The 25123-nt window shown below is 59.9% G+C and carries 23 protein-coding genes; 8 read left to right on the forward strand and 15 right to left on the reverse strand.

Going from position 1 to position 25123, the window contains the following annotated elements:
- Nucleotides 1-47 precede the first annotated feature (47 nt).
- The 6 genes from trbK-alt to NKJ01_RS26135 are packed head-to-tail and all read left to right on the forward strand — an operon-like array spanning nt 48 to nt 4836.
- Nucleotides 48-323, forward strand: coding sequence for a putative entry exclusion protein TrbK-alt (gene trbK-alt / locus NKJ01_RS26110; RefSeq protein ID WP_352732286.1), 276 nt, complete (start codon nt 48-50; stop codon nt 321-323).
- 4 nt (nt 324-327) lie between these two features.
- Complete coding sequence (trbL, locus tag NKJ01_RS26115) at nt 328-1689, forward strand: P-type conjugative transfer protein TrbL (protein ID WP_352732289.1); 1362 nt, start codon at nt 328-330, stop codon at nt 1687-1689.
- A complete protein-coding gene (gene trbF, locus NKJ01_RS26120; RefSeq protein WP_352732291.1) occupies nt 1689-2372 on the forward strand; it encodes a conjugal transfer protein TrbF in 684 nt (227 codons plus the stop codon). The genes trbL and trbF overlap by 1 nt, the downstream gene beginning before the upstream one ends.
- Nucleotides 2369-3415 carry a P-type conjugative transfer protein TrbG gene (trbG, locus tag NKJ01_RS26125; RefSeq protein WP_352732294.1) on the forward strand — a complete coding sequence of 349 codons (1047 nt, stop codon included), beginning with the start codon at nt 2369-2371 and terminating at the stop codon, nt 3413-3415. The genes trbF and trbG overlap by 4 nt, the downstream gene beginning before the upstream one ends.
- On the forward strand, nt 3412-4614 hold the full coding sequence (locus NKJ01_RS26130) for a TraB/TrbI/VirB10 family type IV secretion system protein (protein ID WP_352732296.1): 1203 nt from the start codon (nt 3412-3414) through the stop codon (nt 4612-4614). The genes trbG and NKJ01_RS26130 overlap by 4 nt, the downstream gene beginning before the upstream one ends.
- 3 nt (nt 4615-4617) lie before the next feature.
- Nucleotides 4618-4836: a DUF2274 domain-containing protein gene (locus NKJ01_RS26135; protein ID WP_352732299.1), complete on the forward strand. Its 219-nt coding sequence runs from the start codon at nt 4618-4620 to the stop codon at nt 4834-4836.
- Here NKJ01_RS26135 and NKJ01_RS26140 read toward each other — a convergent pair.
- The 10 genes from NKJ01_RS26140 to NKJ01_RS26185 form a co-directional block, all read right to left on the reverse strand.
- On the reverse strand, nt 4790-5743 hold the full coding sequence (locus NKJ01_RS26140) for a LysR family transcriptional regulator (protein ID WP_352732302.1): 954 nt from the start codon (nt 5741-5743) through the stop codon (nt 4790-4792). The two genes, NKJ01_RS26135 and NKJ01_RS26140, sit on opposite strands and share 47 nt — an antisense overlap.
- Before the next feature lie 22 nt (nt 5744-5765).
- Nucleotides 5766-6404 (reverse strand): acyl-homoserine-lactone synthase, encoded by a 639-nt coding sequence (locus tag NKJ01_RS26145; RefSeq protein WP_352732304.1) that lies wholly within the window; start codon nt 6402-6404, stop codon nt 5766-5768.
- 230 nt (nt 6405-6634) lie between these two features.
- On the reverse strand, nt 6635-7453 hold the full coding sequence (locus NKJ01_RS26150) for a LuxR family transcriptional regulator (RefSeq protein ID WP_352732307.1): 819 nt from the start codon (nt 7451-7453) through the stop codon (nt 6635-6637).
- 420 nt (nt 7454-7873) lie between these two features.
- Nucleotides 7874-9721, reverse strand: coding sequence for an ABC transporter permease subunit (locus NKJ01_RS26155; RefSeq protein ID WP_352732310.1), 1848 nt, complete (start codon nt 9719-9721; stop codon nt 7874-7876).
- Nucleotides 9661-10698, reverse strand: coding sequence for an ABC transporter substrate-binding protein (locus tag NKJ01_RS26160; RefSeq protein ID WP_352732313.1), 1038 nt, complete (start codon nt 10696-10698; stop codon nt 9661-9663). The genes NKJ01_RS26155 and NKJ01_RS26160 overlap by 61 nt, the downstream gene beginning before the upstream one ends.
- A 26-nt stretch (nt 10699-10724) precedes the next feature.
- Complete coding sequence (locus tag NKJ01_RS26165) at nt 10725-11813, reverse strand: ABC transporter ATP-binding protein (RefSeq protein WP_352732315.1); 1089 nt, start codon at nt 11811-11813, stop codon at nt 10725-10727.
- Complete coding sequence (locus NKJ01_RS26170; protein ID WP_352732318.1) at nt 11813-13099, reverse strand: M24 family metallopeptidase; 1287 nt, start codon at nt 13097-13099, stop codon at nt 11813-11815. The genes NKJ01_RS26165 and NKJ01_RS26170 overlap by 1 nt, the downstream gene beginning before the upstream one ends.
- 204 nt (nt 13100-13303) lie before the next feature.
- Nucleotides 13304-14293: a LacI family DNA-binding transcriptional regulator gene (locus NKJ01_RS26175; protein ID WP_352732321.1), complete on the reverse strand. Its 990-nt coding sequence runs from the start codon at nt 14291-14293 to the stop codon at nt 13304-13306.
- Nucleotides 14294-14529: 236 nt separating this feature from the next.
- Entirely contained in the window at nt 14530-14952 is a 423-nt protein-coding gene (locus NKJ01_RS26180) for a RidA family protein (RefSeq protein WP_352732324.1), read from the reverse strand.
- A gap of 58 nt (nt 14953-15010) precedes the next feature.
- Complete coding sequence (locus NKJ01_RS26185) at nt 15011-16345, reverse strand: NAD(P)/FAD-dependent oxidoreductase (protein WP_352732327.1); 1335 nt, start codon at nt 16343-16345, stop codon at nt 15011-15013.
- A gap of 199 nt (nt 16346-16544) precedes the next feature.
- On the opposite strand from NKJ01_RS26185, the gene NKJ01_RS26190 reads away from it, so the two are divergent.
- A complete protein-coding gene (locus tag NKJ01_RS26190; RefSeq protein WP_352732330.1) occupies nt 16545-17594 on the forward strand; it encodes an aldo/keto reductase in 1050 nt (349 codons plus the stop codon).
- A 168-nt stretch (nt 17595-17762) separates the two neighbouring features.
- On the opposite strand, the gene NKJ01_RS26195 is transcribed toward NKJ01_RS26190, so the two are convergent.
- Nucleotides 17763-18227 (reverse strand): hypothetical protein, encoded by a 465-nt coding sequence (locus NKJ01_RS26195; RefSeq protein ID WP_352732333.1) that lies wholly within the window; start codon nt 18225-18227, stop codon nt 17763-17765.
- 606 nt (nt 18228-18833) lie between these two features.
- Between NKJ01_RS26195 and NKJ01_RS26200 the strand changes: the two genes are divergently transcribed.
- On the forward strand, nt 18834-20018 hold the full coding sequence (locus NKJ01_RS26200; RefSeq protein WP_352732336.1) for a hypothetical protein: 1185 nt from the start codon (nt 18834-18836) through the stop codon (nt 20016-20018).
- A 242-nt stretch (nt 20019-20260) separates the two neighbouring features.
- On the opposite strand, the gene NKJ01_RS26205 is transcribed toward NKJ01_RS26200, so the two are convergent.
- From NKJ01_RS26205 to NKJ01_RS26220, 4 genes are all read right to left on the reverse strand, one after another.
- Entirely contained in the window at nt 20261-21067 is an 807-nt protein-coding gene (locus NKJ01_RS26205) for a hypothetical protein (RefSeq protein ID WP_352732338.1), read from the reverse strand.
- A 190-nt stretch (nt 21068-21257) separates the two neighbouring features.
- Nucleotides 21258-21977: a CBS domain-containing protein gene (locus tag NKJ01_RS26210; protein ID WP_352732341.1), complete on the reverse strand. Its 720-nt coding sequence runs from the start codon at nt 21975-21977 to the stop codon at nt 21258-21260.
- Nucleotides 21974-23668, reverse strand: a complete 1695-nt coding sequence (locus NKJ01_RS26215; protein WP_352732344.1) for a restriction endonuclease subunit S — start codon at nt 23666-23668, stop codon at nt 21974-21976. Before NKJ01_RS26215 ends, NKJ01_RS26210 begins: the two co-directional genes overlap by 4 nt.
- Entirely contained in the window at nt 23665-25119 is a 1455-nt protein-coding gene (locus NKJ01_RS26220; protein ID WP_352732346.1) for an N-6 DNA methylase, read from the reverse strand. The genes NKJ01_RS26215 and NKJ01_RS26220 overlap by 4 nt, the downstream gene beginning before the upstream one ends.
- Nucleotides 25120-25123 lie beyond the last annotated feature (4 nt).

Raw genomic sequence — 25123 nt, forward strand, 5'->3', positions numbered from 1 at the left:
CGCGCTCTGTACCCACCCGGCCCTGGGCGGCCGGCTTCTGGCCCTAAATGTCGGCCCCGGGGCGGGGGGGGTGGTTTTTTGGGGGGGGCGCGGTGCCGGCCCCCGCGCTCCAACTGACCCGGAAGGAGGATCGCCCCGCGACCTCCTCGATCGGCCGATCGGAGGGCATCACCGCCGATCCGCTGCGCGGCGAGTTGATCCGCTGCCAGGCGCTTGGGGAGGCAGGCACGCGCGATTCGCGATGCCTCAGCATCTGGGCCGAGAACCGTCGCCGTTTCCTCACGCCCGCGCCGCCGGCGATCGATCGGCCGAAGGCCCGATAGCATCATGGGCGGCACTGGCGTCATCGATCATTTTCTCGAGGTTTTCACCCGCTACATCGATTCCGGCTTCGGCGTGCTCGGTGGCGAGGTCGCCTTCATTGCCACAACGCTGATCGTGATCGACGTGACCCTGGCAGCCCTGTTCTGGTCCTGGGGCGCCGACGACGACATCATCGCGCGCCTGGTCAAGAAGACGCTCTTCATCGGCGTGTTCGCCTACATCATCGGCAATTGGAACAATCTTGCCCGGATCGTCTTCGAGAGCTTCGCCGGCCTCGGCCTGAAGGCCTCGGGCACCGGCTTTTCGGCCGCCGATCTTCTGCATCCCGGCAAGGTCGCCCAGACAGGGTTGGACGCCGGCCGCCCGCTGCTCGACTCCATTTCCGGCTTGATGGGCTACTGGTCGTTCTTCGAGAATTTCATCCAGATCGCCTGCATGTTTCTGGCCTGGGCACTGGTGCTGTTCGCCTTCTTCATTCTCGCCGTCCAGCTCTTCGTCACCCTCATCGAGTTCAAGCTGACCACGCTGGCGGGCTTCGTGCTCATCCCCTTCGGCCTCTTCGGCAAGTCCGCCTTCATGGCCGAGCGGGTGCTCGGCAACGTCATCTCCTCCGGCATCAAGGTGCTGGTGCTCGCCGTCATTATCGGCATCGGCTCGACGCTCTTCTCCGAATTCACAGCCGGTTTCGGCGGCGCAACACCCACAATCGACGACGCCATGGCGATCGTGCTTGCCGCGCTCGCGCTGCTCGGCCTTGGAATCTTCGGCCCCGGCATCGCCAACGGCCTCGTCTCCGGCGGACCGCAGCTCGGCGCGGGTGCTGCTGTCGGCACGGGTCTCGCTGCCGGCGGCGTGGTGATGGCGAGCGGCGCCGCCCTTAGCGCGGCCGCAGGTGGTGTCGGGGCTGTGGCGGGTAGCGCGGCAACAGCCGCGCGTGGTGGTGCGGCTCTCGCCGGCGGTGCCCAGACCTCCTACAGCCTTGCCTCTGCCGGCCAGGTAGGCGCGGCCGGCATTGCCTCGGGCCTCAGCGGTGTCGCCCGCGCCGGCGCCAGTGCAGCCACATCGCCGTTCCGGCGCGCCGCGTCTCGGACCGCTGACAGCATGGCGCAGAGTTTTTCCAGCGGCGCGAAAGCCGCCTTCGATGCCACTGGCGGGGCATCGACCAAAGGCACGATCGGCGGCGGCGCTGATGCCGCGAACGATCCTTCCTATTCCGCAGGCTCCTCGATGCCTCCCGCCTGGGCCAAGCGCATGAAGCGCTCCCAGACGGTCAGCCACGGGGTCTCGGCCGTCAGCCACGCCGTCCGATCGGGCGACGCCCATGGCGGCGGCTCATCCATCAATCTCTCCGCAGGGGACCGCTAATGTTCAGACGACCGTCCACCCACTACGGCATGACACCCCAACCTGAGACCCCTTACCAAAAGGCCGCCCAGGTCTGGGATGAACGGATCGGTTCGGCGCGCGTCCAGGCGAAGAACTGGCGCTTGATGGCCTTTGGCTCGCTGCTCCTCGCCGGCGGCTTCGCGGCGGCGCTGGTCTGGCAATCGGGGCGCGGGACGATCGTTCCATGGGTGGTGCAGGTTGACCGGCTCGGCCAGGCACAGGCGGTCGAGCCGGCCGTTGCCGACTACCGCCCGACCGATCCGCAGATCGCCTGGCACCTGGCCCGCTTCATCGAACAAGTCCGCTCGATTCCCGCCGATGCGATTATCGTTCGCCAGAACTGGCTCCGGGCATACGACTTCACAACCGACCCCGGCGCGCTGGCGCTCAACGACTACGCTCGCGTCAACGATCCGTTCTCCAAGGTCGGCAAGCAGCAGATCGCCGTCGAGGTGTCGAGCGTCATACGCGCCTCCCCGGATAGCTTCCGCGTCGCCTGGGTGGAGCGCCGCTATCAGGATGGCTCGCTCGCATCCACCGAGCGCTGGACCGCCATCCTCACCGTCGTGATCCAGCCGCCGCGCGACGCTGAGCGGCTGCGCAAGAATCCTCTCGGCGTCTTCGTAAACGCCCTCAACTGGTCGAAGGAGTTGGGCCAATGATCTTTGATACCCGCACGAATGTTGGGATAGATTCACTGAAAGCCGGATTTCCTCGTTTCCGCAAATCCGTGCTTCCGCTTATGCTGCTCTCTGCAACGGCGCTTGGCGGTTGCGCCACCAAAAAGCCGCCGCAGATCTCCTACGACGATCCGCAGCCAGCTGTGTTCGCGCCCGCGCCGCCGGGGCCGGTCCAGGTCGTCGAACTGCCCCACCCCCTGCCCTTGCCGGGCCAGTTGAAGCCAATCAAGGAAACCCGGCGCGTTCCCGAGCCGACCGAGCCAACGGCCCGTGTGAACCAGGCCAACGCGGCCGCGCGCATGCAGCCAGTTCGCGATGGCTTCATCAATTCAATGCAGGTCTACCCGTTCACAGAGGGCGCCCTCTATCAGGTCTATGCCGCAGTTGGACAAATCACCGACGTCGCCCTCCAACCCGGCGAGCAACTTGTTGGCTCCGGCCCCGTTGCCGCGGGCGACACGGTGCGCTGGGTCATCGGCGACACCGAAAGCGGCTCGGGCGCAACGCGCCAGATCCACATCCTCGTTAAGCCGACGCGTGCGGACCTGACTACGAACCTTGTCATCAACACCGACCGCCGCACCTATCACATGGAGCTGCGTTCGACCGAGAAGACCTACATGGCCTCGGTCTCCTGGCAGTACCCACAGGATCAACTCATCGCCCTTCGACGCCAGAACGCCCAGGCTCAGACCGCCCAGCCCGTCGCCACCGGCGTCGACCTCGCCTCGATCAACTTCCGCTATTCCATCGAGGGCGACCGCCCACCGTGGCGGCCACTGCGCGCCTTTGATGATGGCCGCCAGGTCTTTATCGAATTCCCGCGTGGCATCGGCCAGGGCGAAATGCCGCCACTGTTCATCGTCGGCCCTGCGGGCGACACCTCCGAGCTTGTGAACTATCGCGTCCGCGCCAATCACATGATCGTCGACCGGATGTTCGCGGCTGCCGAGCTGCGTTTCGGCAGCAGCCGTAAGCAACAGCGGGTGCGCATCGTTCGGACCGACGGGAGGCCCGCGTGGTGAGCGAGGACCGGCAAGAGGAAGAACGGCCAACGGCCGGGGGCGATGCGCCTAGGCCCGCGCTCATGCGCCTGCGCGGCGAGACGCCGCGCGTCACCCGCCTGTCCCGGCGCGTGCTGGCCGGGCTGGGCCTAGTCGCCAGCCTCGGCATTGGCGGCGCGCTGATTTACGCGCTACAGACACGTCATGGTGGCCCCGGCAACGAGGAACTGTATTCGACCGACAACCTTACCACGGCGGACGGTCTTGCCGGACTGCCACGCGACTATTCCGGCGTGCCTCAGCCTACTGTCCCTCAACTAGGGCCTCCGCTTCCTGGTGACCTGGGGCGTCCGATACTCAGCACCCAGAACCGTGGTCAGCCCGTCGCAGGCGTCAGCGCCGAAGAACAACGCCGGCTTCAGGAGATGGACGTCGCGCGTACCAGCCGGCTATTCGTCGGCACCGAAACGCGGTCCGCACCGACCACTCCGCCACCAGCGTCGGCCGAAACGTCGGCAATGGAGCCGCCTACGCTGGCGGGCCTTGGCCTCTCTCCACAGCCTGCCAGCCCCACGGCGCAGGAACGACAGGCCGCCTTTCTCAACGCCGCCGCAGACCGCCGCACGGTCAGCCCCGATCGCGTTGCAGCGGCGGCCTCGCCCAATATCCTGCAGGCGGGTTCGATAATCTCGGCCGCCCTCATCACCGGCATCCGCTCCGACTTGCCCGGCCAGATTACTGCGCAGGTGACAGAGAATGTCTATGACAGCCCCACCGGGCAGATCCTCATCATCCCGCAGGGCGCGCGATTGATCGGCCAGTACGACAACGGCGTCGGCTTTGGTCAGCGCCGCGTGCTGCTGGTCTGGAACCGCATCATCTTGCCAAACGGAAGGTCCATCGTGCTGGAACGGCAGCTTGGCGCCGACTCTGAAGGCTATGCCGGCCTCGAGGACGGTGTCGATTATCACTGGCGCGAACTGTTCAAGGCCGCCGCGCTCTCGACGCTGCTGAGCATCGGCGCGGCGAGCGGATCGTCGAGTGGTGAAAGTGATATCGTCCGCGCGCTGCGCCAGGGCGCGTCCAACAGCACTAGCCAAATCGGGCAGCAGATCGTGGGCCGCCAGCTCGATATCGCCCCGACGCTGACCATTCGGCCGGGTTTCCCCGTCCGTGTGATCGTCACCCGCGATCTCGTCCTCGAACCCTACGGAGGCTGATCGATGGCCAAGCTGAAACTTGGAGCTATCGCCGACGACAAGCCAGTCAAGATGTCGATCGAACTTCCGGCCGCCGTTCATCGGGATCTCATCGCCTACGCCGAGGTTCTCGGCCGGGAGACCGGCCAGCCTGTCGGCGAACCGGCCAAGCTAGTCGCGCCTATGGTTGAGCGTTTCATGGCGACTGATCGGGCGTTCGCGAAGGCGCGGCGGACGCGGTAGGCCTAGATGATGGCAAGGGATAGCGCTCCTCCAACAGCGTGAGGAAGTGCGCGAGCGCCGGGTTGTCGTTGTTGCTCTGCCAATAGGCGGTGTAGCTGATCCGGCTCGGGCCGTTGCCGTCCTGCACATCGCGATAGACGACGCCAGCGTAGTAGGTGCCGATATCAGCCTCGAATACCAGGCTGACCCCAAAGCCCGCGCCCACCAGGCTCATTATGCTTTCACGGCTGACGTCCTGGCTGACTATCTTGGGCTGGACACCGGGCGAAGCCAGTTTCGCTAACAAAATGTCCCTGAGTTCCGGTCCGGGGTCGCGCTGGCTCAGCAGCAAGGTCTCGCCTCTGAGATCGGTCCAATACACGATCTCGTTCGTTGCCAGTGGATGGCTCTCTGGGAGAGCAACCATGACGCGTTCGCCCCACAAGGGCATTGCTCCCCCTTCGCGAGTGGCCGGCTCGCCGGTGACGATGGCAACATCAAGGGTGCCCTGCTCCAGGCCCACGAGCAGACTCGCTCGCGCTCCCTCGACCGTGCGGATTTCCACCCCAGGGAATCGTCGCGCATGTTCCAAAAAACTCGCCCGTAAATTCCCAGCCGACAGCGATGTGTAGTAGCCGATGGCCAGCCGACCGGCTTCTCCCCGGCCCGCGGCCTTGGCCGACGCCATCATGCGGTCCAAACACTCGACCAGATGCCGGGAGGCGCGCAGGATTTCGGTGCCGGCCGTCGTCAACCGCACGCCGCTGCTCGACCGGTCGAACACCGCGACGCCCAGACGATCCTCCATCTGGCGAATGCGACGGCTGAGCGACGACTGCTTGACACCAAGTGCCTCCGCCGCGCGACGGAAGCTGCCATAATGCGCGGCGGCGACAGCGTACTGAAGATGGCGGAGCTCGATCGTCATTGTCGGCTTGCCGAATCCGTGATCAAGCTGCCACCCTCTGGGTGAAGCGAGCCGCGAGCACTGGCCCTTGGAGCTGCCCCGTCTCGCGGACGTTCATCAGCGCGGCTTCAGAGATCGGCAGGTGGCCGGCCAACGCCTTTGTGTCGCCAATCTGCATGGGCGGAGCAAAGCGTTCCAGCGGCCATCCAGCGCGCCTCAAGATGCGCTCAAATCGAACATCCGTTACCGTGACCACAGTCTCTTGGCCGTTCGCTAGACCCCATTCAAGAATCCCTGCAAGCAGGCTGAATGTAACGTTGCGAAGGCCGGTTGCGCTCACGCTGTCAGCTGAGCTGGTATCCACACAGAAGCGCGAGCTTTCGAATATCTTGTCGCTTCGCGGAAAGGGATTAGATCCAAGTAGCACTGGGAAGGTGTTCGCCAGCATCATTGGCCCTGTTGTTGGCAGCAGCCTCGCACAACCGACCACCGAGCCGCTCTCGTCGACAGCAATGATATATGTCGGCTTAAGCGCGTCGTAAGCGTCGATCTCCATATCGCCCGAAACAGAAACATCCCAGTTCAGACGATCTCGAAAAACGCGATGGCGCAAGCGGTGCATCCCCGCGATCAGATCCGGAAATTCAGGGTAGTCAGAGTGAGTAATTGAAATTATGCTCATAGCAATAGGCTCCTTTGTTTGCAGAAAACAAAGAGCACGGCGTGACGATCTGCGTAGCTGTAGAGTTTTACAGGGTAGCTAGGCGACGAAACTCTAGCGTAAAATTTGCGTACGATAGACGTTGCTACAGTAGAAGCGGCTGGTGAATCTATAGGACTTCGGTCAGAAGGCAGGTCGTGACATGAGAGCGCCCGTGGCGACCGTACGGGAAGCAGCGTCGAACCGCTTCCTCAAGACAAGATCAGGCCGCGGTGCACAGCCTCGGCTACGGCTTGGGTCACTGTGGAAGCCCCCAGCTTCGACCGGGCATTTTCGAGGTGGAAAACTACTGTTCGCGTGGTGATGCCGAGAACCTTCGCGGTTTCGGGCGTCTTCTTGCCGCGTGCCGCCCAGGAAAGGCACTCCCGCTCCCGTTGGGTGAGCGGCGCGTCCGCAAGACGGGTCAGGCCCAGTTGGAGTTTCGCGTAAACGTGCGCATGATAGTAGAGCCCGGCAAGTTGCAGGGTATCCATTACCTCGGTCGGACGACGCTCAAGACTTGCGTCTCGATTGCCCGCGAGCGTGAACGCTGCGAAACGCCCAAAACCGCCGCGTATAGGAACAGTCGCGCCACTGTGAATCCCGAATTTGGCGGCCTCAGCGAAAAAGCGCTGCTGGGATGCTGACGGCAGTCGCAACGTCCGCCGATCCCATTGAAACAACCGCTGCGATGATCGAGCCAACCTGACTACAGGGTCGATATCCTCGTATTGTTGCTCGATGTACTGCCGCGCCCATGAAGCTGGATATGAAGAAAGAACCTTGAGCGCCGGTTCCGAAAACCCAAGATAGGCAAACCATTTGTAACCGAGCCGTGCAGCAAATCGATCAGCGGCAGTTTTGAAGCCAAACTCGTCATGAGCCGTTTCAAGCGCGTCGACAAATTCTCGGAATGCGAGATCCAGAACAGTCATCGATATCAGAGCCGCCGACATATTGCGGACCTCGCCTTGGGGTAGTTGCTCGCGAACGTCCGCATGCGCGACATCACCGGCATCTTTAGCTGCCACAGACCAAATCTCTCGGCACGTCTGGCAGTCCAGCAGTTCGTAACGGCCGGTCCCGTAGTGCATCTTGGCTGGGCAGATGCGCCCGGCATGCCGACGCCTTCTCAGATCAAGTACGCGAAAGGAACGTTGGAACCGCCACGGTGCGTCCTTTTGCGTCGAATTGGGGTGCCGGTGGGCCACCTGGGAGGTTGATGCCCACCGGCGTCCCGGCCGCGCCGCCGTACGGCCGGGATAGCGGATCAGCATTGGAATGACGCAAAACCGAGGCCCGCACGCCCCCGGCTGAGCAACTGAGAGGGAGCCGGAAGTTGACGGTCGCTTTTGTTGCCCCTGTCAAAACTCAGCTGTTCCACCGTTTCCTTTGTCTCGATCGAAGACCGGTATTCGCTGCTGATGAGCAACGAAGACAACAAAGACCGGTCAAGAAACGGGTTCAGGAGCGCCTTGCAACGTCAACAGAGCCTTTTTCCGTCGCCCGAGGACAACCGCCATGCCGGCGATGACCACGACGCATGTCACACCGAGTAGCATAACGGAGACGGCTGCGGATTCGGGGCTTGTGTTGAACCGAATGCCTTCCCAAAGCTTTCTCGGCAGTGTCTTCACGGACAGGTTGCTGAGGAAGATGGAAGCCACCGATTCATCGAATGAGAGAAGCATCGCAAGCAGAGCGCCGATGGCCAAGCCTGGAAACAGAAGCGGCAAGACAACCGTTCGAAAAATGCGCCACGGATTGGCCCCAAGGCTCGCAGCGGCGAGCGACAACCAAGGATCGATGGAACTGTATGTCGCGGATGCGACGAGATAGACCACCGGGAAGATCAGAACCGTATGAGCTATGATGATGCCTGCCTCGGTATCAACCAGCCCTACGCGCGCGAAGGTCAGATAGGCCCCCAGCGCGAAGACAACACTTGGTACGGTCGCGGGCGATAGCAGCAGGGCTTCGGCAGCACCCTGAAACCGGAAATGACGACCGAAGCCAAGCACCGTAAGAGTGGCCAGGGCGAGGGTCGCACCGCAGGTGGCAGCTCCGATGCGAAAGCTGGTGAATGCCGCCGCAATCCATTCCGGGCTGCCGAGGATCTTCTCAAACCACCGCATCGAATAGCCGGGAGGCGGAAAGATGAGTACGTCCGCCGCACTGAACGACACCGGAATGAGCACAACCAGCGGAAGGAGAATGAAGACAGATATGACACAGAGATAGGCTGGTTCGACAAGCCGCGCGGCGAAGCGCCAAGTCGCAGGCATGTGGAACCGCGAGGCGGGCTGGGCCACCGGCTGGCGAAGAAGTGCTTTGTCCACATTCCGCACCTGCTGTTGCGGCAATGTCGGCGGCAACGAGGCGGGACGCTGCCAACGCGAGAAGTATCGCGCCACCGAAGAGAGCGCCATGACGACAATCGTCGCCGTCGCTGCAAGCGCAATGCCGAGTGCGGCGGCGAAAGCCCAGTCGGCCCCGGTCTCTATTTCCGACTGGATCACTTGTGCAAGCATTTGCTGGCGTTGGTTGCCGAGGAAGGCAGGCGCAATGAAGCTCGCCATGTTGAAAAGGAAGATGATGATGACGCCGGATTGGATACCGCGGATTGCAAGCGGAACAAGTATGCCTGTCCAGGCGCGTAGCGGGCTGGCCCCGAGTGTATGAGCGGCCAGAAGAATGCGCCCGTCGATGCGCCGAAGGACACTGACGAGAGCGAAGACCATCATCGGAATGGAGGAGTGCACCAGGGCTAGAACGACCGCCGGTTCGCTGAAGAGAAGGGGGAGCGGCTGCGAAATCAGCCCGAGGCTGAGAAGCGTCGCATTGACAAGGCCACGCTGTCCGAGGATCGCCAACCAGGCGAAAGTCCGGACCAGCACGCTGGTCAAGAAGGGAACCAGCACCAATAGACCGAGAAGCAGGCCTTTCACCCCGGACGCCCGGCTCAAAAGCCACGCCAAAGGAAACGAAACGACGAGCGTTATCGCGGTCGATTCCAGACTGATGCGGACCGTCGTCGCGATGATCTGTGGGTACGGACTCCCGAGAATCCGCTGAAAGCGCTCGACGGCATCACCGCCGAACGCCTCTGGCACAATGGCAAGCAACGGCAGAGCGAAAGCGAGGAGCAGCAGCAGGAACGCTGGAGCCAGCAGGAAAAACCGCCCCCAATCTATGATACCACTCCGCCTCATCTTCGTTTGCTCCCGTTTACGCGCCGTCACTGCATGATGTAAGTGGCCCACCGGGCCTTCACGGACTCGTAGTTGTCGTGCCACCATTCTGAGTTGAGGACCGCGCCGAGCTTTGCGTTATCCGGATTGCTCGGCAGGTCCTTGGCAACGGCAGGGTCGAGAAGCTTCAGTGCATCGACATTGGTCGGACCGTATGGAATTTGCCGGGTAAGTTCTGCCTGCTGATCGGGCTGGACGGCGAAGTTGATGAACTTCATCGCCTCAGCAGCATGCGGAGCGCCCTTCATCACCGCCCAGAATTCCGTATCCGACAGCGAAGCATCCCAACTATAAGCCCAGTTGGCGCCTGCTTTGATCGCGTCGTTAACACGGCCATTCGCTATGTAGGCCAGGTCGATCTCGCCCTGCTGGATGAGAGCCTGCTGATCTGAGGCGCCCTTGTAGCCAATGATCTGGTCCTTGACCCGATCAATAACCTTGAAGGCGCGATCCACGTCCAGCGGATAGAGATCGGCCGGCTTTACGCCGTCACCCATCAGAGCGAATTCGAGGGAGTAGGTCGGGTCCGACGGCATCACGCGACGAGCTTTTACCCTAGGGTCGAAGAACTGAGCAGCAGTCACTCCGTTCGGGAACTTCTCCTTGCTCCACGCCAGATTCGTGCCGAACTTGATATAGCCGACACCATACTGTTTGCGGAACTCGGCCGGGATGCCATCAGCCTTGACGACCGAATAGTCGATCGGCTGAAGAAGATCATCCTTCACTTCGTTCACAAAGGCCGGGCTCTCAGCGGAGACGACGTCCCAACTGATGTTGCCGGTCTGCTCCATCGCCTTGACCTTGGGATAGCCGGTGCCGGTGGTGCCGGTCACCTTGGCGCCGGTGGCTTTGGCGTAGGGTTCGAAAAAGGCCTTTGTCTGGGCGTCCTGGAACGCACCACCGTAGGAGGCGACCACGACCTCCGCCGGATCGGCGGCAGGTGCCGATTTCGCGAAGAAGGTTACGCTGGCCGCCGCGAGTAAGGCAGCGGATACACCCATATACAGTCTGGTTTTTGTCATGTTTTTTACTCCCCTTAATATCCGCTTCAGGATGATCCTTCAGCCGGAAGAACAGCGACGGATGCCGGCGCCCATCGCGCGATGACGGGCTTGCCGGGAGTTAGGTGTCCGGCCGCATCATCTCCACGCATGATGCTGGCGAGCAGAGACTGCCCGTCGGAAAGTTCGAGCGCCACGCGCCAGCCAGCGCCGAGGTAGGTGACATCGCGGATCGTCGCGGGAATACCAAAGGCACCGTCCGATACGACTTCGGGTCCGGGGCGGACGGAGACGTTCTCCGGCCTCACCACAATATCGAAAGGCGCCGTCGCGGGAGACGGCAATGGCTGGCGCACGCCGGCGATCTCGTATCCACGGCCGCCATCCGTCGCGGTGACGCGCAGAATCGAGCACTCGCCGAGGAAACGAGCGACGAAGTGATTGGACGGCGCGGCGTAGATGGTTTCCGGATCGGCGACCTGGAGAAGCCGCCCCCCGGCCATGATCCCGATCCGGTTCGCCATGGCCATGGCTTCCGACTGGTCGTGCGTTACGTAGATGACGGTGATGCCGAGCTCGCCCTGAATGCGTTTCAATTCTTGCTGCATCTGGTCGCGGAGCCTTCGGTCGAGAGCGCCAAGCGGTTCGTCCATAAGCAGGAGGTCGGGGCCGAAGACGAGAGCGCGGGCAAGCGCCACGCGTTGCTGCTGTCCACCAGACAACTGCGAAGGATATGAGGACCAGCGATCGGCAAGATTGACGAGACCAAGCGCGGCATTCACTCGCGCCTCGCGCTCGGCACGCGCGACGCCGCGCATCCTCAGCGGATAGGCAACGTTCTCGGCAGCCGACATGTGCGGGAAAAGCGCATAGTTCTGGAAGACCACCCCGATCCGACGCCGATGCGGAGGCACGTCCGAGACAGACCTGCCCGACATCAGCACGCGGCCTTCGGTCGGCGTGTCGAACCCCGCCAGAAGCATAAGCAGCGTCGTCTTGCCAGAACCGCTCGAGCCGAGCAGCGCGAAGAATTCCCCAGACGAGATGTCGAGGGTAACGTCGCTGACCGCGCAGACGCTTCCGTAGCGCCGGGTGACACCCTGAAAAGAAACGGCGGGGAGCGGCTGTTCTCTCATTAGATGTCCCTGCCGAGGTCGAACGGAGTGAGCACCTCGTACCCGGTTTCAGTCACGAGAACGGTATCGCCGAAGCGAGCGCCACCAATGCCGTCGACATAGGGAGCTGGCTCGACGGTAAGCACCATGCCCGGCTCAAGCACGGTCGGAGAATTGGCCTTGAGCTCGATCCCGTCCCAATCGGAGTAACCGATCCCGCGACCGGTGCGGTGCAGGAAGGGACTCTTCCAACCCTGGCGTTCGATCACCGCCACGGCCGCAGCATGGACCTCTCCCGCCAACGCGCCTGGACCTACTTTTGCCAATGCCGCTTCCTGGGCCTCGCGCGCGACATCCACGACTTTGCGCAGGTCCGCCGGCAATGGTTTCAACCCAATGTGAAATGGCCGGTCGTAACCAATTGCGTGCCCGAAGAAGGACGGGCCGCAAAAACAAACCTGCAAGATTTCGCCCTCTCGCATTTTGCGACCGCCGCCAGCAGAATGGCAGCGCGCCGTGCGCTCGCGGCCGGCCCCCATCATTTGCATGCCCTGCACAAACGGCGACTGCTCCTCATTGCCGTTCCACCATTGTGCAGCCCGCTCCGTCCCGGCCGTCAGAGAAGCAAGCGCCACTTTCCATTCGGGAACGCCGGGGGCGACAAGCTCACGGCAGGCCGCGAACTGGTGTGCAACGATGTCGGTGCAGCGTCGAATGACGTCGATCGCCACTGCATCCTTGCGAGCAAGCAACTCGCGCAACATCACGGTGGCGTCCTTGACGCGCTCGGCGCCAAGTGCTTGCTCGACCAACTCAATGTTTAGAGCCCAGGTGGAATTGAAGTCGACGCCAATAGTGCGGGCCGTCGGAGCAATGTCTGCTACATACTTCGCGAGCGCGGCATGGTGCGTCATGGGCGCCGGCACCGGCTCTTCCCATTCGACCCATTCCATAGCCACCGGGGTGTTGCATCTCGCCCTTATCTCCTTTGCCTCGCTGCGAGGAGAGACAAAGGCCGGCGCGCCGTCCTGTAACAGGACCAGCCAAATCGGCCTGCCGACGGGGAGCCCATTCAATCCGGTGAAGAAGCGAAGGTAGTCGAAGCCTGAAATGGCGAGAACGTCGATCCCGCTACGCTTCATCGAAGCTTGGGCTCGTTCAATGCGATTGCGATAATCCGCATCGGTGGGAAAAGCGAGCCCGGAATTCTTAAGGTTCTCGATCATGGCGTTCTCTGATTTCTCGTGTGTGAAGCTAGCAGCCTGACTGTGCAGAAGCTCGGCAATCCAATCGTTTGTATCAATCATGCAATCGGTTGGATTGTCAATTGAGAATATTCAGGTGACATACCCGCGGAGTGCTGTTTCATGGCGCCTCAGGATGGCATTTTGTCGGGTTGGTTCGCGTGGCCCAAGGAACAGCGCCCCGCGGGGTTCATTTGCCCCCACAGGTCACACACTGAACTTCATCTTTGTGTGCCCGTAGCCAACACCGCTGGCCCGCCTTTTAAGTCACCCGATCCGCGCTACACTGTCCCTAAGGACCAGATGATGGGGCAGCACGATTTTCGCAGGCGCAATAATGTCCTGGTATATCTGGCCAAAGAGCGCCTCGGCTCCGGAGCGACCGATCTCGATGCGTGGAACCGACACCGTCGAAAGCGGAGGATGCATCAGCGCGGCCACCCCCAGGTCGTCGAAACCAACGAACGAGAGGTCGTCTGGAATACTGAGCCCGGCTTGCCGCGCCACCGCCATGGCGCCTATCGCTAAGTCGTCAGAAGCACAGAAGATAGCGGTGGGGCGCTGGCCCGATCCGAGCAGGGACTTCATGACTTCGACACCTGCGTCGGCGTCGAAGTAATCGGTTGGACGTACCGTGATCAGGTCGGCCAGGCCATTTTCCCGCATGAAGTCGACATAGGCCGCGGAACGGGCACGGAATGTCTCGGAGCTCATTATTCCCCCGATATGGACGATGCTCCGATGCCCCATGCCATACAGGTGGTCCATTACCTCCTTGGATGCTGCGTAGTTGTCCATGGTAACCCAGCAAATGCCCGGCTGCGGGACCGGTCGCGCCAAGGCGACAACTTTGCGCTGGAAGTCCGGCATGTTGAGGATAGTCTCGGGGATGCTTCCGGTGATGGTGATGATGCCGTCTACGACGCCGGTCAGTAGTCGCTTGCCGAGTTCCGCTTCGCGCTTGGCCTCACGCTGCGTAGCGCCCAAAAGAACATTGATTTCCTGTTCATCCAGTGCCTCGATTATGCCTTGAACCATCTCTGGGTAGGACTTCGACGAGAGCTCCGGAATGATGACCAGCACCTGATTGGCGCGACCATCACGCAGAGTACGAGCTGCCTTGTTAACGACGTAGCCGGTATCGCGCACAATCTCTTGAATTCGCGCACGCGTCTCCACAGTGACTCGCTCACTTCCCGACAGAGCTCGGCTGACGGTCGAAATGTCGACGCCCGCTATGCGAGCGATGTCGGCCATCCTGGGTTGTCGGCCGCCAGTCGGCTTTTCCGTCCTATCGTCGGTCAATGAATTAGCCATGTCCGTTCAGTAAATGGGTCTGGATAAGAAAGGCGCAATCTCCAACACGGTGCCTGCGAGGTGATGCCGCGTGCAAGTGCACACGGCAGGTTTTTTTGCTTCGCCAATGGCTGTACACGGAAAAGTTCGTTTCGACGAAGAAGGCCGGACCAAGTCCGACCTCTCGAGTCCCGAAATCAAAGACTGATCACCTTATGCTCAACTTCCGCCGTGCTGACGCCGCGATAGGCCTGCACCTCAATTTCCACCTTGTAATCGGGGCCTCCAAGTCCCGGGCACAGCACCGTGCGGGCGGGGTCAATCCCCTTAAAGCGTTCGCCGATATAGGCCATGACAGTAGGAGCATCCTCAGGGTTTGGAATATAGACCGTTGACATTACGACGTCGGCCAAGCTGGCGCCAACTGATTTAAGCGCACCTTCTATCTTGTTAAGGCACTCCTTTGCCTGCTCCACCGGGTCGATTGACATTTTCTGGGTTTTGTAATTCACACCCGCCGTGTTCGAGACAAAGATCCAGTTGTCCACAACGACAGCTCGCGAGTAACTCTCCCTATCTTCAAAGGGGCTTCCGGACTTTATTTTAGTGACGTTTGACATTTTTTCTCTTTTGCTAATGAGAGTGAGATAAACTTACACCATGCCTGATGTTTTTGCCTCAAGCATGCTCCGGCGAAAGAACTATCCTGGTTCCGTCGCTGAACCGAGACAGCCTGAAGGCTTTGGGATCAACGACTGGAGGCTTTCCGGTGACGAGGTCCGCCATCAGCCGTCCGGCGGCGGGGCCTATGCCAAATCCGTGTCCAGAAAATCCTGTAGCGATAAATAAACCGGGGACCTTTGCTGCCGCGTCGATAACAGGGATAGCGTCTGGCGTGACATCGATGACGCCACCCCAGCGTTGTGCGATCGTCGCGTGCCTAAAGACCGGCCAGTGCTTGGCAAGCGCGTTGAGAGCGCCGTCGGAGAGTTTTTTCGAAGGCACTGGATCGAGGACGCGCGTGTATTCGAACGCGCTGGCTTCATCCAGTGGCCGCTGCTTGGCATCTAACATGTCCTTGAAGAATTGGCCCGAAATCCGAAAGTTCAGGGACTTCCAATCGGACCGAAGCGCAGGCAGGTACTTGAACATGTACTTGAAAGAGCGGGGCACGATATCCACCACGTTTTCGTGGCCTGAGGCGATCGTGTAGCCACCGTCCAGGCGCTTTCTCAGGGCGAAGTCTTTGCACCACATCGCCTCTTCCGGTCCCCCTTCCAAGGGGTTGGTCCGCAGCACAGAAGCAGTGACATTAAGCTGCGGAATATCGATACCGTACCGGCGGGCGAAAAAATTGCTCCAGGCGCCACCGGCCAACACCACGGAATCGCAGGCGATAGGTCCATGCTCGGTAACGACACCAGACACCCGGCCGGCCGCAAGCTCCAGACCCCGAACGGCGCATTCGACCAGAATATTCGCCCCTCGTTCGCGCGCTGCCAACGCGATGGCCGGCCCGGCTAATTGCGGTTCAGCGCGTCCATCGCTGGGTGTTGACAAGGCGCCATGAAGCGGCAGGTCAAGCTCAGGGTATTTGTCCTTTAATTCCCTCGCAGACAGAAGATTGGACGACACCTGAAAACTTTGAAGCTGATCACGATACACCGCATTTTGGGCCTGGTCGCCTTCCGAGGGGGCGGTGAAGACGATGCCCGTCTCGCGGTAACCCGTCTCGCGGCCAATGCGCTCGACGAGACCATTCCAGATTTTTTTTGCCTCCATCATGAGCGGCATCTCTCGGATGTCCCGGCGAGAAAGGCGCACCCACCCCCAGTTCCGGCTCGACTGCTCGCATGAGATACCTCCCTTTTCGCAAAGGGCCACCGAATGGCCACGCTCCGCGAGTTCCAACGCGGTTGAGGCACCGACAATGCCGCCGCCAATTACGACCACATCCACGCGCTGCGGAATTTTCTCGTCACCGACAATCGGCAACACATAGGGACCAGGCATATAACTCCTTTGCCGCACCCCTCGAAGAGGTCGCCATTACCATCCAATCGGTTGTATTATCTGTACAATCGTTTGGATTGTCAACAGCCTAATTCATTGCTATAGAAATTGGAAAGCCGGGCGGCGATGACTTGACCCGTAGGATCGCGGCGTGCCGCGAGCCACCGCCGGCCGCCTGTTTCATTCTTGGGAGGAAACTATGGAATATCGTCTGCTTGGTCGTTCCGGCCTCAAGATTTCGACCATCACAGTGGGTACGATGACCTTCGGCGGGGTAGGCTGGGCAAGGACAGTCGGCGATCTCGGCATCCCCGAGGCCAAACGCATGGTCGATCTTTGCCTCGATGCCGGCGTCAACCTCATCGATACGGCCGACGTTTATTCCGACGGCAAGTCAGAAGAGATTGTTGGCGACGTCCTCGGCGGCAAGCGCAGGGATGGCGTGCTGCTCGCCACCAAGGCGCGTTTCCGCATGGGCGACGGCCCAAACGATGTCGGCTCGTCTCGCCAGCACCTGATCGCTGCCTGCGAGTCAAGCCTCAGGCGAATGAAGACCGACGTCATCGATCTCTACCAGTTGCATGAATGGGATGGCCAGACGCCGTTAGAAGAGACAATAGAGGCGCTCGACACGCTCGTTCGCGATGGCAAGGTTCGCTATATCGGCTGCTCGAACTTTTCCGGTTGGCACATCATGAAGGCTCTCGGCGTGAGCGAGAAAGACAAGCGCCAGCGCTTCGTCAGCCAGCAGATCCACTACACGCTGGAAGCGCGCGAGGCCGAATATGAGCTGCTTCCGATCGCCGTCGACCAAGGCCTCGGTGTGCTTCTCTGGAGCCCGCTCGCAGGCGGTCTGCTCTCTGGCAAGCATCGGCGAAACCAAACCGCGCCTGAGGGCACACGCCAGTTCGCCGGCTGGACGGAACCGCCGATCCGCGACGAAAATCGACTGTGGAACGTCGTCGATACGTTGGTTTCAATTGCGGAAAGCCGCGGCGTTTCGGCCGCGCAGGTGGCGCTTGCTTGGCTAATAGGACGAAAGGCAATCACCTCAGTCATCATCGGTGGACGGACGCAAGCGCAGTTCAAAGATAACCTGGCAGCAGCCGACCTGAACCTGACCGCGGAGGAGCGGAAACGTCTGGATGAGGTTAGCGTGCCGCCGATTATCTACCCCTACTGGCACCAGTTGGGTACAGCGAGCGACAGGCTGAGCGAGGCGGACATGACATTGCTCGCCCGCACTTGAATAGAATAGTCGACCTCTGTTGACGGCGATCGTCGAGCAGCGTTCGTGAAACACAACCGCCCAAACGGGGATGACCTTTAGAATCAACGATCGCGGAACTGCCTCCCCTTGAGTGTGGCTTTTTCCGCACTCTTAGCGCCGCTTGTCCGAGGCCCGCTTTGAGACCGGTCAAGAAACGGGTGCAGGAGCGCTTTGCAACGACAACAGAGCGTTTTTCCGTCGCCCGAAGACAACCGCCATGCCGGCGATGACCACGACGCATGTCACGCCGAGCAGCATGGCGGAGACGGCCGCGGATTCGGGGCTTGTGTTGAAGCGGATACCCCACTCGGTCCAAGGGATCGCTCGAGCGTCTGTCAGTTTGGTCATGGGACCCCAATCCGACCACACCAATCTTGCCTTGCGCAGTTCCTTAATCGCCCAATCATCGAGCTTGGCGAGAATGTCCTCTCCAGCCTGAGTTACCAGCCGATTGTCATACCAACTGCTGTGTCGGGTCGACGGCCGGCGCCCCATGCCGCTTTTGGTGAAGGGCACGCCCAACCCACCAGCTTTGGTCAGCGCCTTCGGCAGGAGGTGCGAGTCCACATACTTGCCAAACTCACCTGTTAGCTTGCATATCCCGCTGGCCATCAAGTTTCATCCTGTGCGTCTAACTTTATCCTGTCATCCCGATTGTGATCATGCGGAGCTATGACCGGGCGCGGAAAACTGTGTTCATTGGGCCATATCTTTCAGAATACTCCTCCGACAAGTCGGCTTGATAGGACTATACGCGACAATGCACTTGACTTTTTGTCTGCACTCAACAATCGCTTTGGCCAACTGGGGGATGCCAAGCTGAACTTTGATCCTGATTTGCCCGCCGCATGTCCTCCACAGGATGCCGAGGACACTAACGGGTTTGTCTATAGGGCAGTCCCGTCAGTTCCGATTTCGAGAGAACATTTCCTCTCATGGGTGCGCGCAAAGCAGCCTAACGCTAAGCCGAATGATTGCAGACACTGGGGTTTATCGGTGTGGACCTCTATAGATGCGGTCCAGCATGCCCGTGGAATTAATGCGCATCTGAGATCGCAGTGGATCGCCGAAGGTCATCTGAAGGTGGGCGACGGTGTAATAAAAGCTACGCCGACTAAACCGCAGCCTCAGCATCACACGCTTTGGTGCGACATCGGTCAGGACATCCCCTCCAAATTCTCTGTTATACTCCCGCCCACTCCAGAGGGGGCTTAGGTGATGTGGGATCCCTCGGTGCCGGCGCACGGGACTCTTGGCAACCTGATGGTTGAACCATCTGAGACGCTTTACGAGTACGACGGGCCATTGATTTTTCGTGCGAGGTTGGGGATCGTCGATCTCCTGCTTAGTAAATTGGCAGACCGAGATGGATCACAAACATACTTGGCTTGCCAAACTGACGATCGAACTGTCGACTCCCTTCGGGAGGGCCGCCTTTCAGTCTATGGCGCGTTCGATCAGAGGAGCTATTGGATATTGCTGCTAGATCCTTCCTTGAGGGTAGCTTCGTATTGGAACTGCCTACGCGAGGATTTGCCTCCAAAGTTCCTGCCCAAAGCGGGACTCGGATTGTTTCACTGGCATGGCCAAGTACCAGACTCCCTAGAACAATCGTTCGCTCTGCTGGCTATAAAATTTCGTGGAGCTTCCCTCACCGAGAATGGCATCCCGCTAGGAAAGCTGAAGAACTTGGTCGACCAGTCATTTTCGACGGTTCGAAAGCTGCTAACTCCTGCGGCTCTTGCTCACACCAAATCATCGACCTTTGATGTCGAAGTCGCGCCCCCCAAACTTGCCAGCCTTGTGATCGCAGTCAAGGAACCTGTTATCAATATGACTGCTGTTCGACGCATCAGGGCATTGGATAGGTATACGAGGCAAGATTTTGAAAATGCGGTCAGAACTCGGGGAGAGGACTTCGCGAAAAAACTCCTCGAAGTGCAATTCGTCACCAAGACAAAAACTGTTGATAAGGACTATGCGACGGAAAATTTCATTCTTCTTGATATTCTTTCTGACATACTTCCGGATGAAAAGGGGTTTGTGTCATCTGTAGAATTTAATGCCAAGACTGGCTCTGGTTTTACGACAGTTGTCTTTGACCGTGACGCCGGCGGATCAATTCGCAATATGGCTAAATCGGCCCAAGGCCGCGTAGTAACTGAGATAGGCTCCATAAGCGGAGTAATTTCTGGCAGCAAGTCACTAAGGGTGAAGTCTGTTCGCGGGAAAGAAGTTACATGCTCTTTTGGAACCGAATCTTTCGATATGTTGCTGGAAGACCCCCTGTTCAAGCTTCATAACCCAATCAACGTAACCGGAAAGCTTTGGCGGCGACCTCGAATTGACTTTATGGATGTCGATAGCTACCGCATTTCCGATCCTTCGAGTTTGTTTGGCTAGGGTATGGCAAAAGTGGAGCCCGCGCCTCGATAGATCGTGAGATCATGGGCTGATCAGTGTGGTATCCCCTTAAATATCGCCAATCAGCTTCGGCAATTCGCCATCAGCGTGAAGCGTCCTGTACAACGCTCCAATCTGAGTTCACATTCTCGCCGTTCAAAGGACATCGGCGTCATTCAGGGATGTCATTGGAGATCAAACTCGTGGCCAGCATGCCAGACGACCGCGCCGCCCCAACAAGCTTATCTACCAAATCGCGAAACACCGGGGATCGCGGCGAAGATCAGCTGGGCGGAGGTCCAATCGCCTAGGAAGAACTCTCCTCCCAAACTCCGCAATCGCTTGTCACCCTCGTCTTTGAATGCCTGCTCCGCCGCCTCTGCGGCCCGCCGGTTTTCATAGGGTTCTGAAACGAGCGCCATCACCCATTCTCCGATGGAGGCTGGTGGGAAGCCTAAATTGAGCTCCAAAGCACGCCGGCTTTTGTCGTTAGATACGCCGATCTTGACCAGTACAGATTTGTCGAATTGCGGCTTGGCCTGCCCCAAGAGCGCAAACCCATCGCCCTCGAAGCGCGCCAGATACATACAAGTTGGACCATCTTCGTATGTGGCCGTTCTTTTTCCGAAACTGCCGGGAAATGCACGGGAGGGCCGGAAGGCCTCGCTGAAGGCGGTCCGCTGCAACGCAGTGTCGGGGAGGGGTGATTCCCCAAAGACGCCCACCTCCGTGACCTTTATCCTCAAAGCCAGATCAACTTCCTCGGGAAGTAGAGGCGGGTTCCAAACCGCGATCGCCTGCCCGGCTTCAGGTCGATAGGTCTTGGGCGCGATTCGTTCCAGCAATATGGGTTCATCCACCCGCCAGGCGCGGACCACGGGAATGGCATAGGTCCATTTATCTTCCCAGCCTTTTGAACGCTTGTACTGCATTCCGTTAGCGGAGGCCTTGTCGGTATCGCGAATGGCATGCGCATTTACCTCAAGGAACCCGATCACGCGATTGCGGTAGCGCCTTTGTGTTTTCGCGCTAACGGCGCCGTAGATCATGAATAGGTCCCCGTCCTCTACTAGGCCGAGCATTCGGTCGCGCGGGCCTTCTTCGGACCAGCCGATATAGCCATCGTCCTCTGGGACGAACCCATAGAAGGAGCGAAGCCAGATGCGGCGAGGCTTGTCGGGAAAGTCAGTCATCAGTCTGAAGAAATACCGAAGCGGGTTGAGCGCTCATCTCTCCGCCTCAAACATCGGTTGACATGGCGAGGACATCCCACGGCGTGATGAGACGTTGAAGCGGCTCCGTCTCTTTGCCTGAGGCAGTCACGAACGCGGCACCCACCCGCGTCAAGGGCGACTCGACGGCAAGGAACATTTCGATGAGGCTATCTAGTGGGGTTCTCGGGCCTAAGAACCTGAAAGTCTCCATACGATTGGCATCGAGACTGCAACTATCGAAGATATCCGAGATTTTCATCTGCCGACCAACGATCGTCTCCGGCTCCGCCCACAAGAAATGGAAGACGGCCGCTTCGTTAAACACCCCAATGACCGTGTCCCGCTCATCCAGAATTGGTACATGAGTGAAGCCGCCCCGTTTCATCTCATCAGCCAGATCGCCGAGTTGGTCGGTAAGGCGGGCGGTATTGATCTCCTTACGCGGCACACCGACAGAATTGGCAGTAGGCGGATTTCTCAGATGGTTGAGCAGAGCCCCCACCTCATCGAGAAACGCCCTAGAAATCTCAATGGCGTTGCCATCGGAACGATGCTTGGGATGTTGGAGCGCGTTTCGCACGTCACGGACATAGACGAGCAGGGCGCGGTTCTTCTTCACAGTACCGTCGCGCTCTGACGCCCTTTCGATCTCGAACGAGTGAGATGATGGCGAACCGGCGCGGCCATTAACCTCCCGGACGATGTCCTCGAAGGTGCGGATGAAGCCCTCGGTTGGGTTGCTCATTCCGCCGCTTCCAGTTCGCGATCGTCGACCGGTGCCAGGGCCTCGGCCAGCAGCGCGTCGAGCAACCGGCGGCGGGTGGCGGCGGTGACGGTGAGGCTCGCCTCCAGCCGGTCGCAAAGCGCCATCAACGCACCGATCTTGGCGACGATGCGGTGTTGTTCGGCGAGGGGTGGGAGGGGAATGGGCAGTGAGACGAGCGTCGTCTGATTAATTTTCGGCATTGTCGCCTGCGCACCAGACGCATTCGCAGAAAGGAAATCACGGGCGGGCGGCGATATAGACGCAAAATGTGCATAGTCAATGCAAACGTGTTCAGACACCCGCACCTTCATAATCAGATCGGGAAACAGGAACGTGTTCGGCGGGCCTCGATAGATCGCCGCCATCCCAACATATTCGCGTGTGTTCCCTCGTTGAAAGAGGAGGTCGCCATCTTTGAGCCAGAACTCAGATTCGGCCGATATTTTCGCTTCAACGTGCTTGAAAAAGATCGGGTTAAACGTACCGCTTGTCGTCGCCGTCAAAGTGATCGCCTTGGGCGCACCGTCACGCTTGGTTGGATTCGGCGAGATGCCGTTTTGCGGTCCCGATACAATCAGTTGGTCGAGTGCTGCCCAATTCCACGTCCCGGGCAACGCATAGGGTTCGTCTTCTGGCTTGATCGAAACGGTCCCATGCCGCGAGCGAACTTTCTCCTTCGCGATGCGCTTCAGCAATTCCGACGCCGGTTCGTCCTTCGAATCCTGCGCCACCAGCTTGCCGCGCACGGCGAGGTTGAGGATGGTCTGACGCAGGGCCTTGATCTGGTCGGGGCGCGTGGTGAGGGCGGGCAGGGCGTCGAGGGCGAAGCGGGCGTCGGCCTGGAAGGCTTCAGGATCGGGCGCGTTGAGGCGGGAGAGGCTCGCCGCCGCCAGCCGGTCGCGCTTCGTCTCCCGCGCCTGCCGCGCCGCCTCCAGCCGGTCGCACAGGTCCATAAGTTCATCGATCTTGGCGACGATGCGGTGCTGCTCGGCAAGCGGTGGGAGAGCTATCAAAAGGGCTTCTAGTTTTCCCTTTGTGATATGCTGAAGTCCAACGCCACCGTGCGCCTTGGCGATCATCTCGTCCAAACGGCCATTGATCGCTAGGCGCAAGTAAAGCGGATCAAAGGCATGAAGGCGGAAATCACATCGAAAGATATGCTGATTTAGTACCGCATCGCCACGCTCCCAGATAAAAGCGCCGAATGAAGTGCCGGGTGTCCCCGACCAGCTAATAAGGAATGCGCCGTCCGTGATGAAAAACCGATCCCGAACAGTTTTCGGATCGCAGTAGTTGAACGGTGCATCTGGTCGATTGAGGTTCTGGATACGGACGATTTTGATCCCATCCTGTTTCCAATCGCTGGGCTTGAAAGCCATGCCGTTGAATAGTTCAAGGTGATCCCCAATTCGCACCCAGAGCCAACTAGCCGGAAGGACATAATCTGGTTCAGCGGTTTCGTTCTTGTCCGTCCGGCTTTCTTTTAGCGAAGCGTGCGACCGACTTTTCTTAGCCCGCTTCAACAATTCCGTGGCCGGTTCGTCGGTCGCATCCTGCGGCACAAGTTTGCCGCGCACAGCCAGATCGAGAATGAAGCGGCGAAGCCTCGTAATCGCGTCGGGCGCGTCCGCGATCCGCTCGTAATGCGCCAGCAGGCGATCCGCATTCATCGGGCCAGCGCCTCGGCGAGGATCGCCTTCAACCGGTCACGATAACCCGCCGTCTCGGCTTCGGCGGCGGTGAGGGCGGCCAGTAGTGTTTCCGGATCGCCATGATCGTCGGCAACGCTGTGCGGGTTCTTGATGTCTAGGTTATAGCCGCGCGCCTTTACCTCTTGCGCCGTGACACGCCACGCCTGCGGCGTCTCCTCGCGGCCCTGCCGCTCCTTGCCGCCCCACCAGTCGATGCAGCCCTGAAAATGCTCCAACCGGATCGGCTTGGTCATCGAATAGGCTTTCTGGCCTTCGGGGACGCGGTGCTCGTAGAACCAGATGTCCTTAGTCGGCTCGCCCTTCTCGAAGAACAAAAGGTTGGTGCCGATCGAGGCATAGGGCTTGAACACGGAATTGGGCAGGCGGACGATGGTGTGGAGGTTGCACTCCTCCATCAGATGTTCCTTCAGCCGGGTTTTCACGCCTTCGCCGAACAGCGTGCCGTCGGGCAGCACCACGGCGGCACGGCCATCGGCCTTGAGCAGGCGTACGATCAGTGCCAGGAACAGGTCGGCCGTTTCCTTGGTGCGGAAGGTCGGAAAATTGTTCTCGATGCCGTCCTCCTCCTTGCCGCCGAAGGGTGGATTGGTGACGACAATATCGACACGCTCGTCCTTGCTCCACGAGATCAGCGGTCGGGCCAGCGTGTTGTCGTGGCGTACAAAGGACGGGTCCTCAATGCCGTGCAGAAGCATGTTGGTGACGCAGAGCATGTGCGGCAGCTGCTTTTTCTCCACCGCGCGTAGGACACCTTGCATGGCCTCGCGCTGTTTGGGCGTGCGGACGTATTTGGCTTCCATGTGGTTGATCGCGCAGGACAGGAAGCCGCCCGTGCCGCAGGCGGGATCGAATAGGACTTCGCCCGGATGCGGATCAATGCGATCGACCATGAAGGCAGTCACGGCGCGCGGCGTATAGAACTCGCCAGCATTGCCAGCCGATTGGAGGCTGTTGAGCAACTGCTCGTAGAACTCACCAAAATGTCGGCGCTCGTCGAGATTGTTAAAGTCGATCTCATCGATCCTGTTTACCACCTGCCGGATCAGATGGCCTGACTTCATGTAGTTGAAGGCGTCTTCGAACACGTCGCGCACTACCTTGCGGCGGTCGCCGAGCTTGCCGGTGAGTTGAAGCCCTTTCAGCGCTGGAAAGAGTTCGCTGTTGACGAAGGCGAGCAGCGCTTCACCCGTAAGGCCTTCCGGGTCTGCCGCCCAATTCCGCCACTGGAACTTCGGTTGGATCGGCGAGACATAGCCATCGCGGGTGAGCTCAAGCTCCAGATCCTGATCGTCGATAATCTTGAGGAAGAACATCCAGCACAACTGGCTGATGCGCTGAGCATCGCCGTCAACGCCTGAGTCCTGGCGCATGATGTCCTGAATGGATTTGACGGTGGTTCGAACAATCATGATC

It is taken from the genome of Mesorhizobium sp. M0276 (genome assembly GCF_040321755.1).
Taxonomy (GTDB): Bacteria; Pseudomonadota; Alphaproteobacteria; order Rhizobiales; family Rhizobiaceae; genus Mesorhizobium.

Excerpts from the sequence above, each read along its gene's own strand:
- trbK-alt (WP_352732286.1), top strand. The coding sequence starts at position 48 with ATGTCGGCCCCGGGGCGGGGGGGGTGGTTTTTTGGGGGGGGCGCGGTG.
- NKJ01_RS26180 (WP_352732324.1), bottom strand. The coding sequence starts at position 14,952 with ATGTCAAACGTCACTAAAATAAAGTCCGGAAGCCCCTTTGAAGATAGG.
- NKJ01_RS26205 (WP_352732338.1), bottom strand. The coding sequence starts at position 21,067 with ATGATCTACGGCGCCGTTAGCGCGAAAACACAAAGGCGCTACCGCAAT.
- NKJ01_RS26190 (WP_352732330.1), top strand. The coding sequence starts at position 16,545 with ATGGAATATCGTCTGCTTGGTCGTTCCGGCCTCAAGATTTCGACCATC.
- trbL (WP_352732289.1), top strand. The coding sequence starts at position 328 with ATGGGCGGCACTGGCGTCATCGATCATTTTCTCGAGGTTTTCACCCGC.
- NKJ01_RS26175 (WP_352732321.1), bottom strand. The coding sequence starts at position 14,293 with ATGGCCGACATCGCTCGCATAGCGGGCGTCGACATTTCGACCGTCAGC.
- NKJ01_RS26155 (WP_352732310.1), bottom strand. The coding sequence starts at position 9,721 with ATGGTGGCACGACAACTACGAGTCCGTGAAGGCCCGGTGGGCCACTTA.
- trbF (WP_352732291.1), top strand. The coding sequence starts at position 1,689 with ATGTTCAGACGACCGTCCACCCACTACGGCATGACACCCCAACCTGAG.
- NKJ01_RS26210 (WP_352732341.1), bottom strand. The coding sequence starts at position 21,977 with ATGAGCAACCCAACCGAGGGCTTCATCCGCACCTTCGAGGACATCGTC.
- NKJ01_RS26145 (WP_352732304.1), bottom strand. The coding sequence starts at position 6,404 with ATGAGCATAATTTCAATTACTCACTCTGACTACCCTGAATTTCCGGAT.
- NKJ01_RS26195 (WP_352732333.1), bottom strand. The coding sequence starts at position 18,227 with ATGGCCAGCGGGATATGCAAGCTAACAGGTGAGTTTGGCAAGTATGTG.
- trbG (WP_352732294.1), top strand. The coding sequence starts at position 2,369 with ATGATCTTTGATACCCGCACGAATGTTGGGATAGATTCACTGAAAGCC.
- NKJ01_RS26185 (WP_352732327.1), bottom strand. The coding sequence starts at position 16,345 with ATGCCTGGTCCCTATGTGTTGCCGATTGTCGGTGACGAGAAAATTCCG.
- NKJ01_RS26160 (WP_352732313.1), bottom strand. The coding sequence starts at position 10,698 with ATGACAAAAACCAGACTGTATATGGGTGTATCCGCTGCCTTACTCGCG.
- NKJ01_RS26165 (WP_352732315.1), bottom strand. The coding sequence starts at position 11,813 with ATGAGAGAACAGCCGCTCCCCGCCGTTTCTTTTCAGGGTGTCACCCGG.
- NKJ01_RS26135 (WP_352732299.1), top strand. The coding sequence starts at position 4,618 with ATGGCCAAGCTGAAACTTGGAGCTATCGCCGACGACAAGCCAGTCAAG.
- NKJ01_RS26140 (WP_352732302.1), bottom strand. The coding sequence starts at position 5,743 with ATGACGATCGAGCTCCGCCATCTTCAGTACGCTGTCGCCGCCGCGCAT.
- NKJ01_RS26200 (WP_352732336.1), top strand. The coding sequence starts at position 18,834 with ATGTGGGATCCCTCGGTGCCGGCGCACGGGACTCTTGGCAACCTGATG.
- NKJ01_RS26170 (WP_352732318.1), bottom strand. The coding sequence starts at position 13,099 with ATGATTGATACAAACGATTGGATTGCCGAGCTTCTGCACAGTCAGGCT.
- NKJ01_RS26215 (WP_352732344.1), bottom strand. The coding sequence starts at position 23,668 with ATGAATGCGGATCGCCTGCTGGCGCATTACGAGCGGATCGCGGACGCG.
- NKJ01_RS26220 (WP_352732346.1), bottom strand. The coding sequence starts at position 25,119 with ATGATTGTTCGAACCACCGTCAAATCCATTCAGGACATCATGCGCCAG.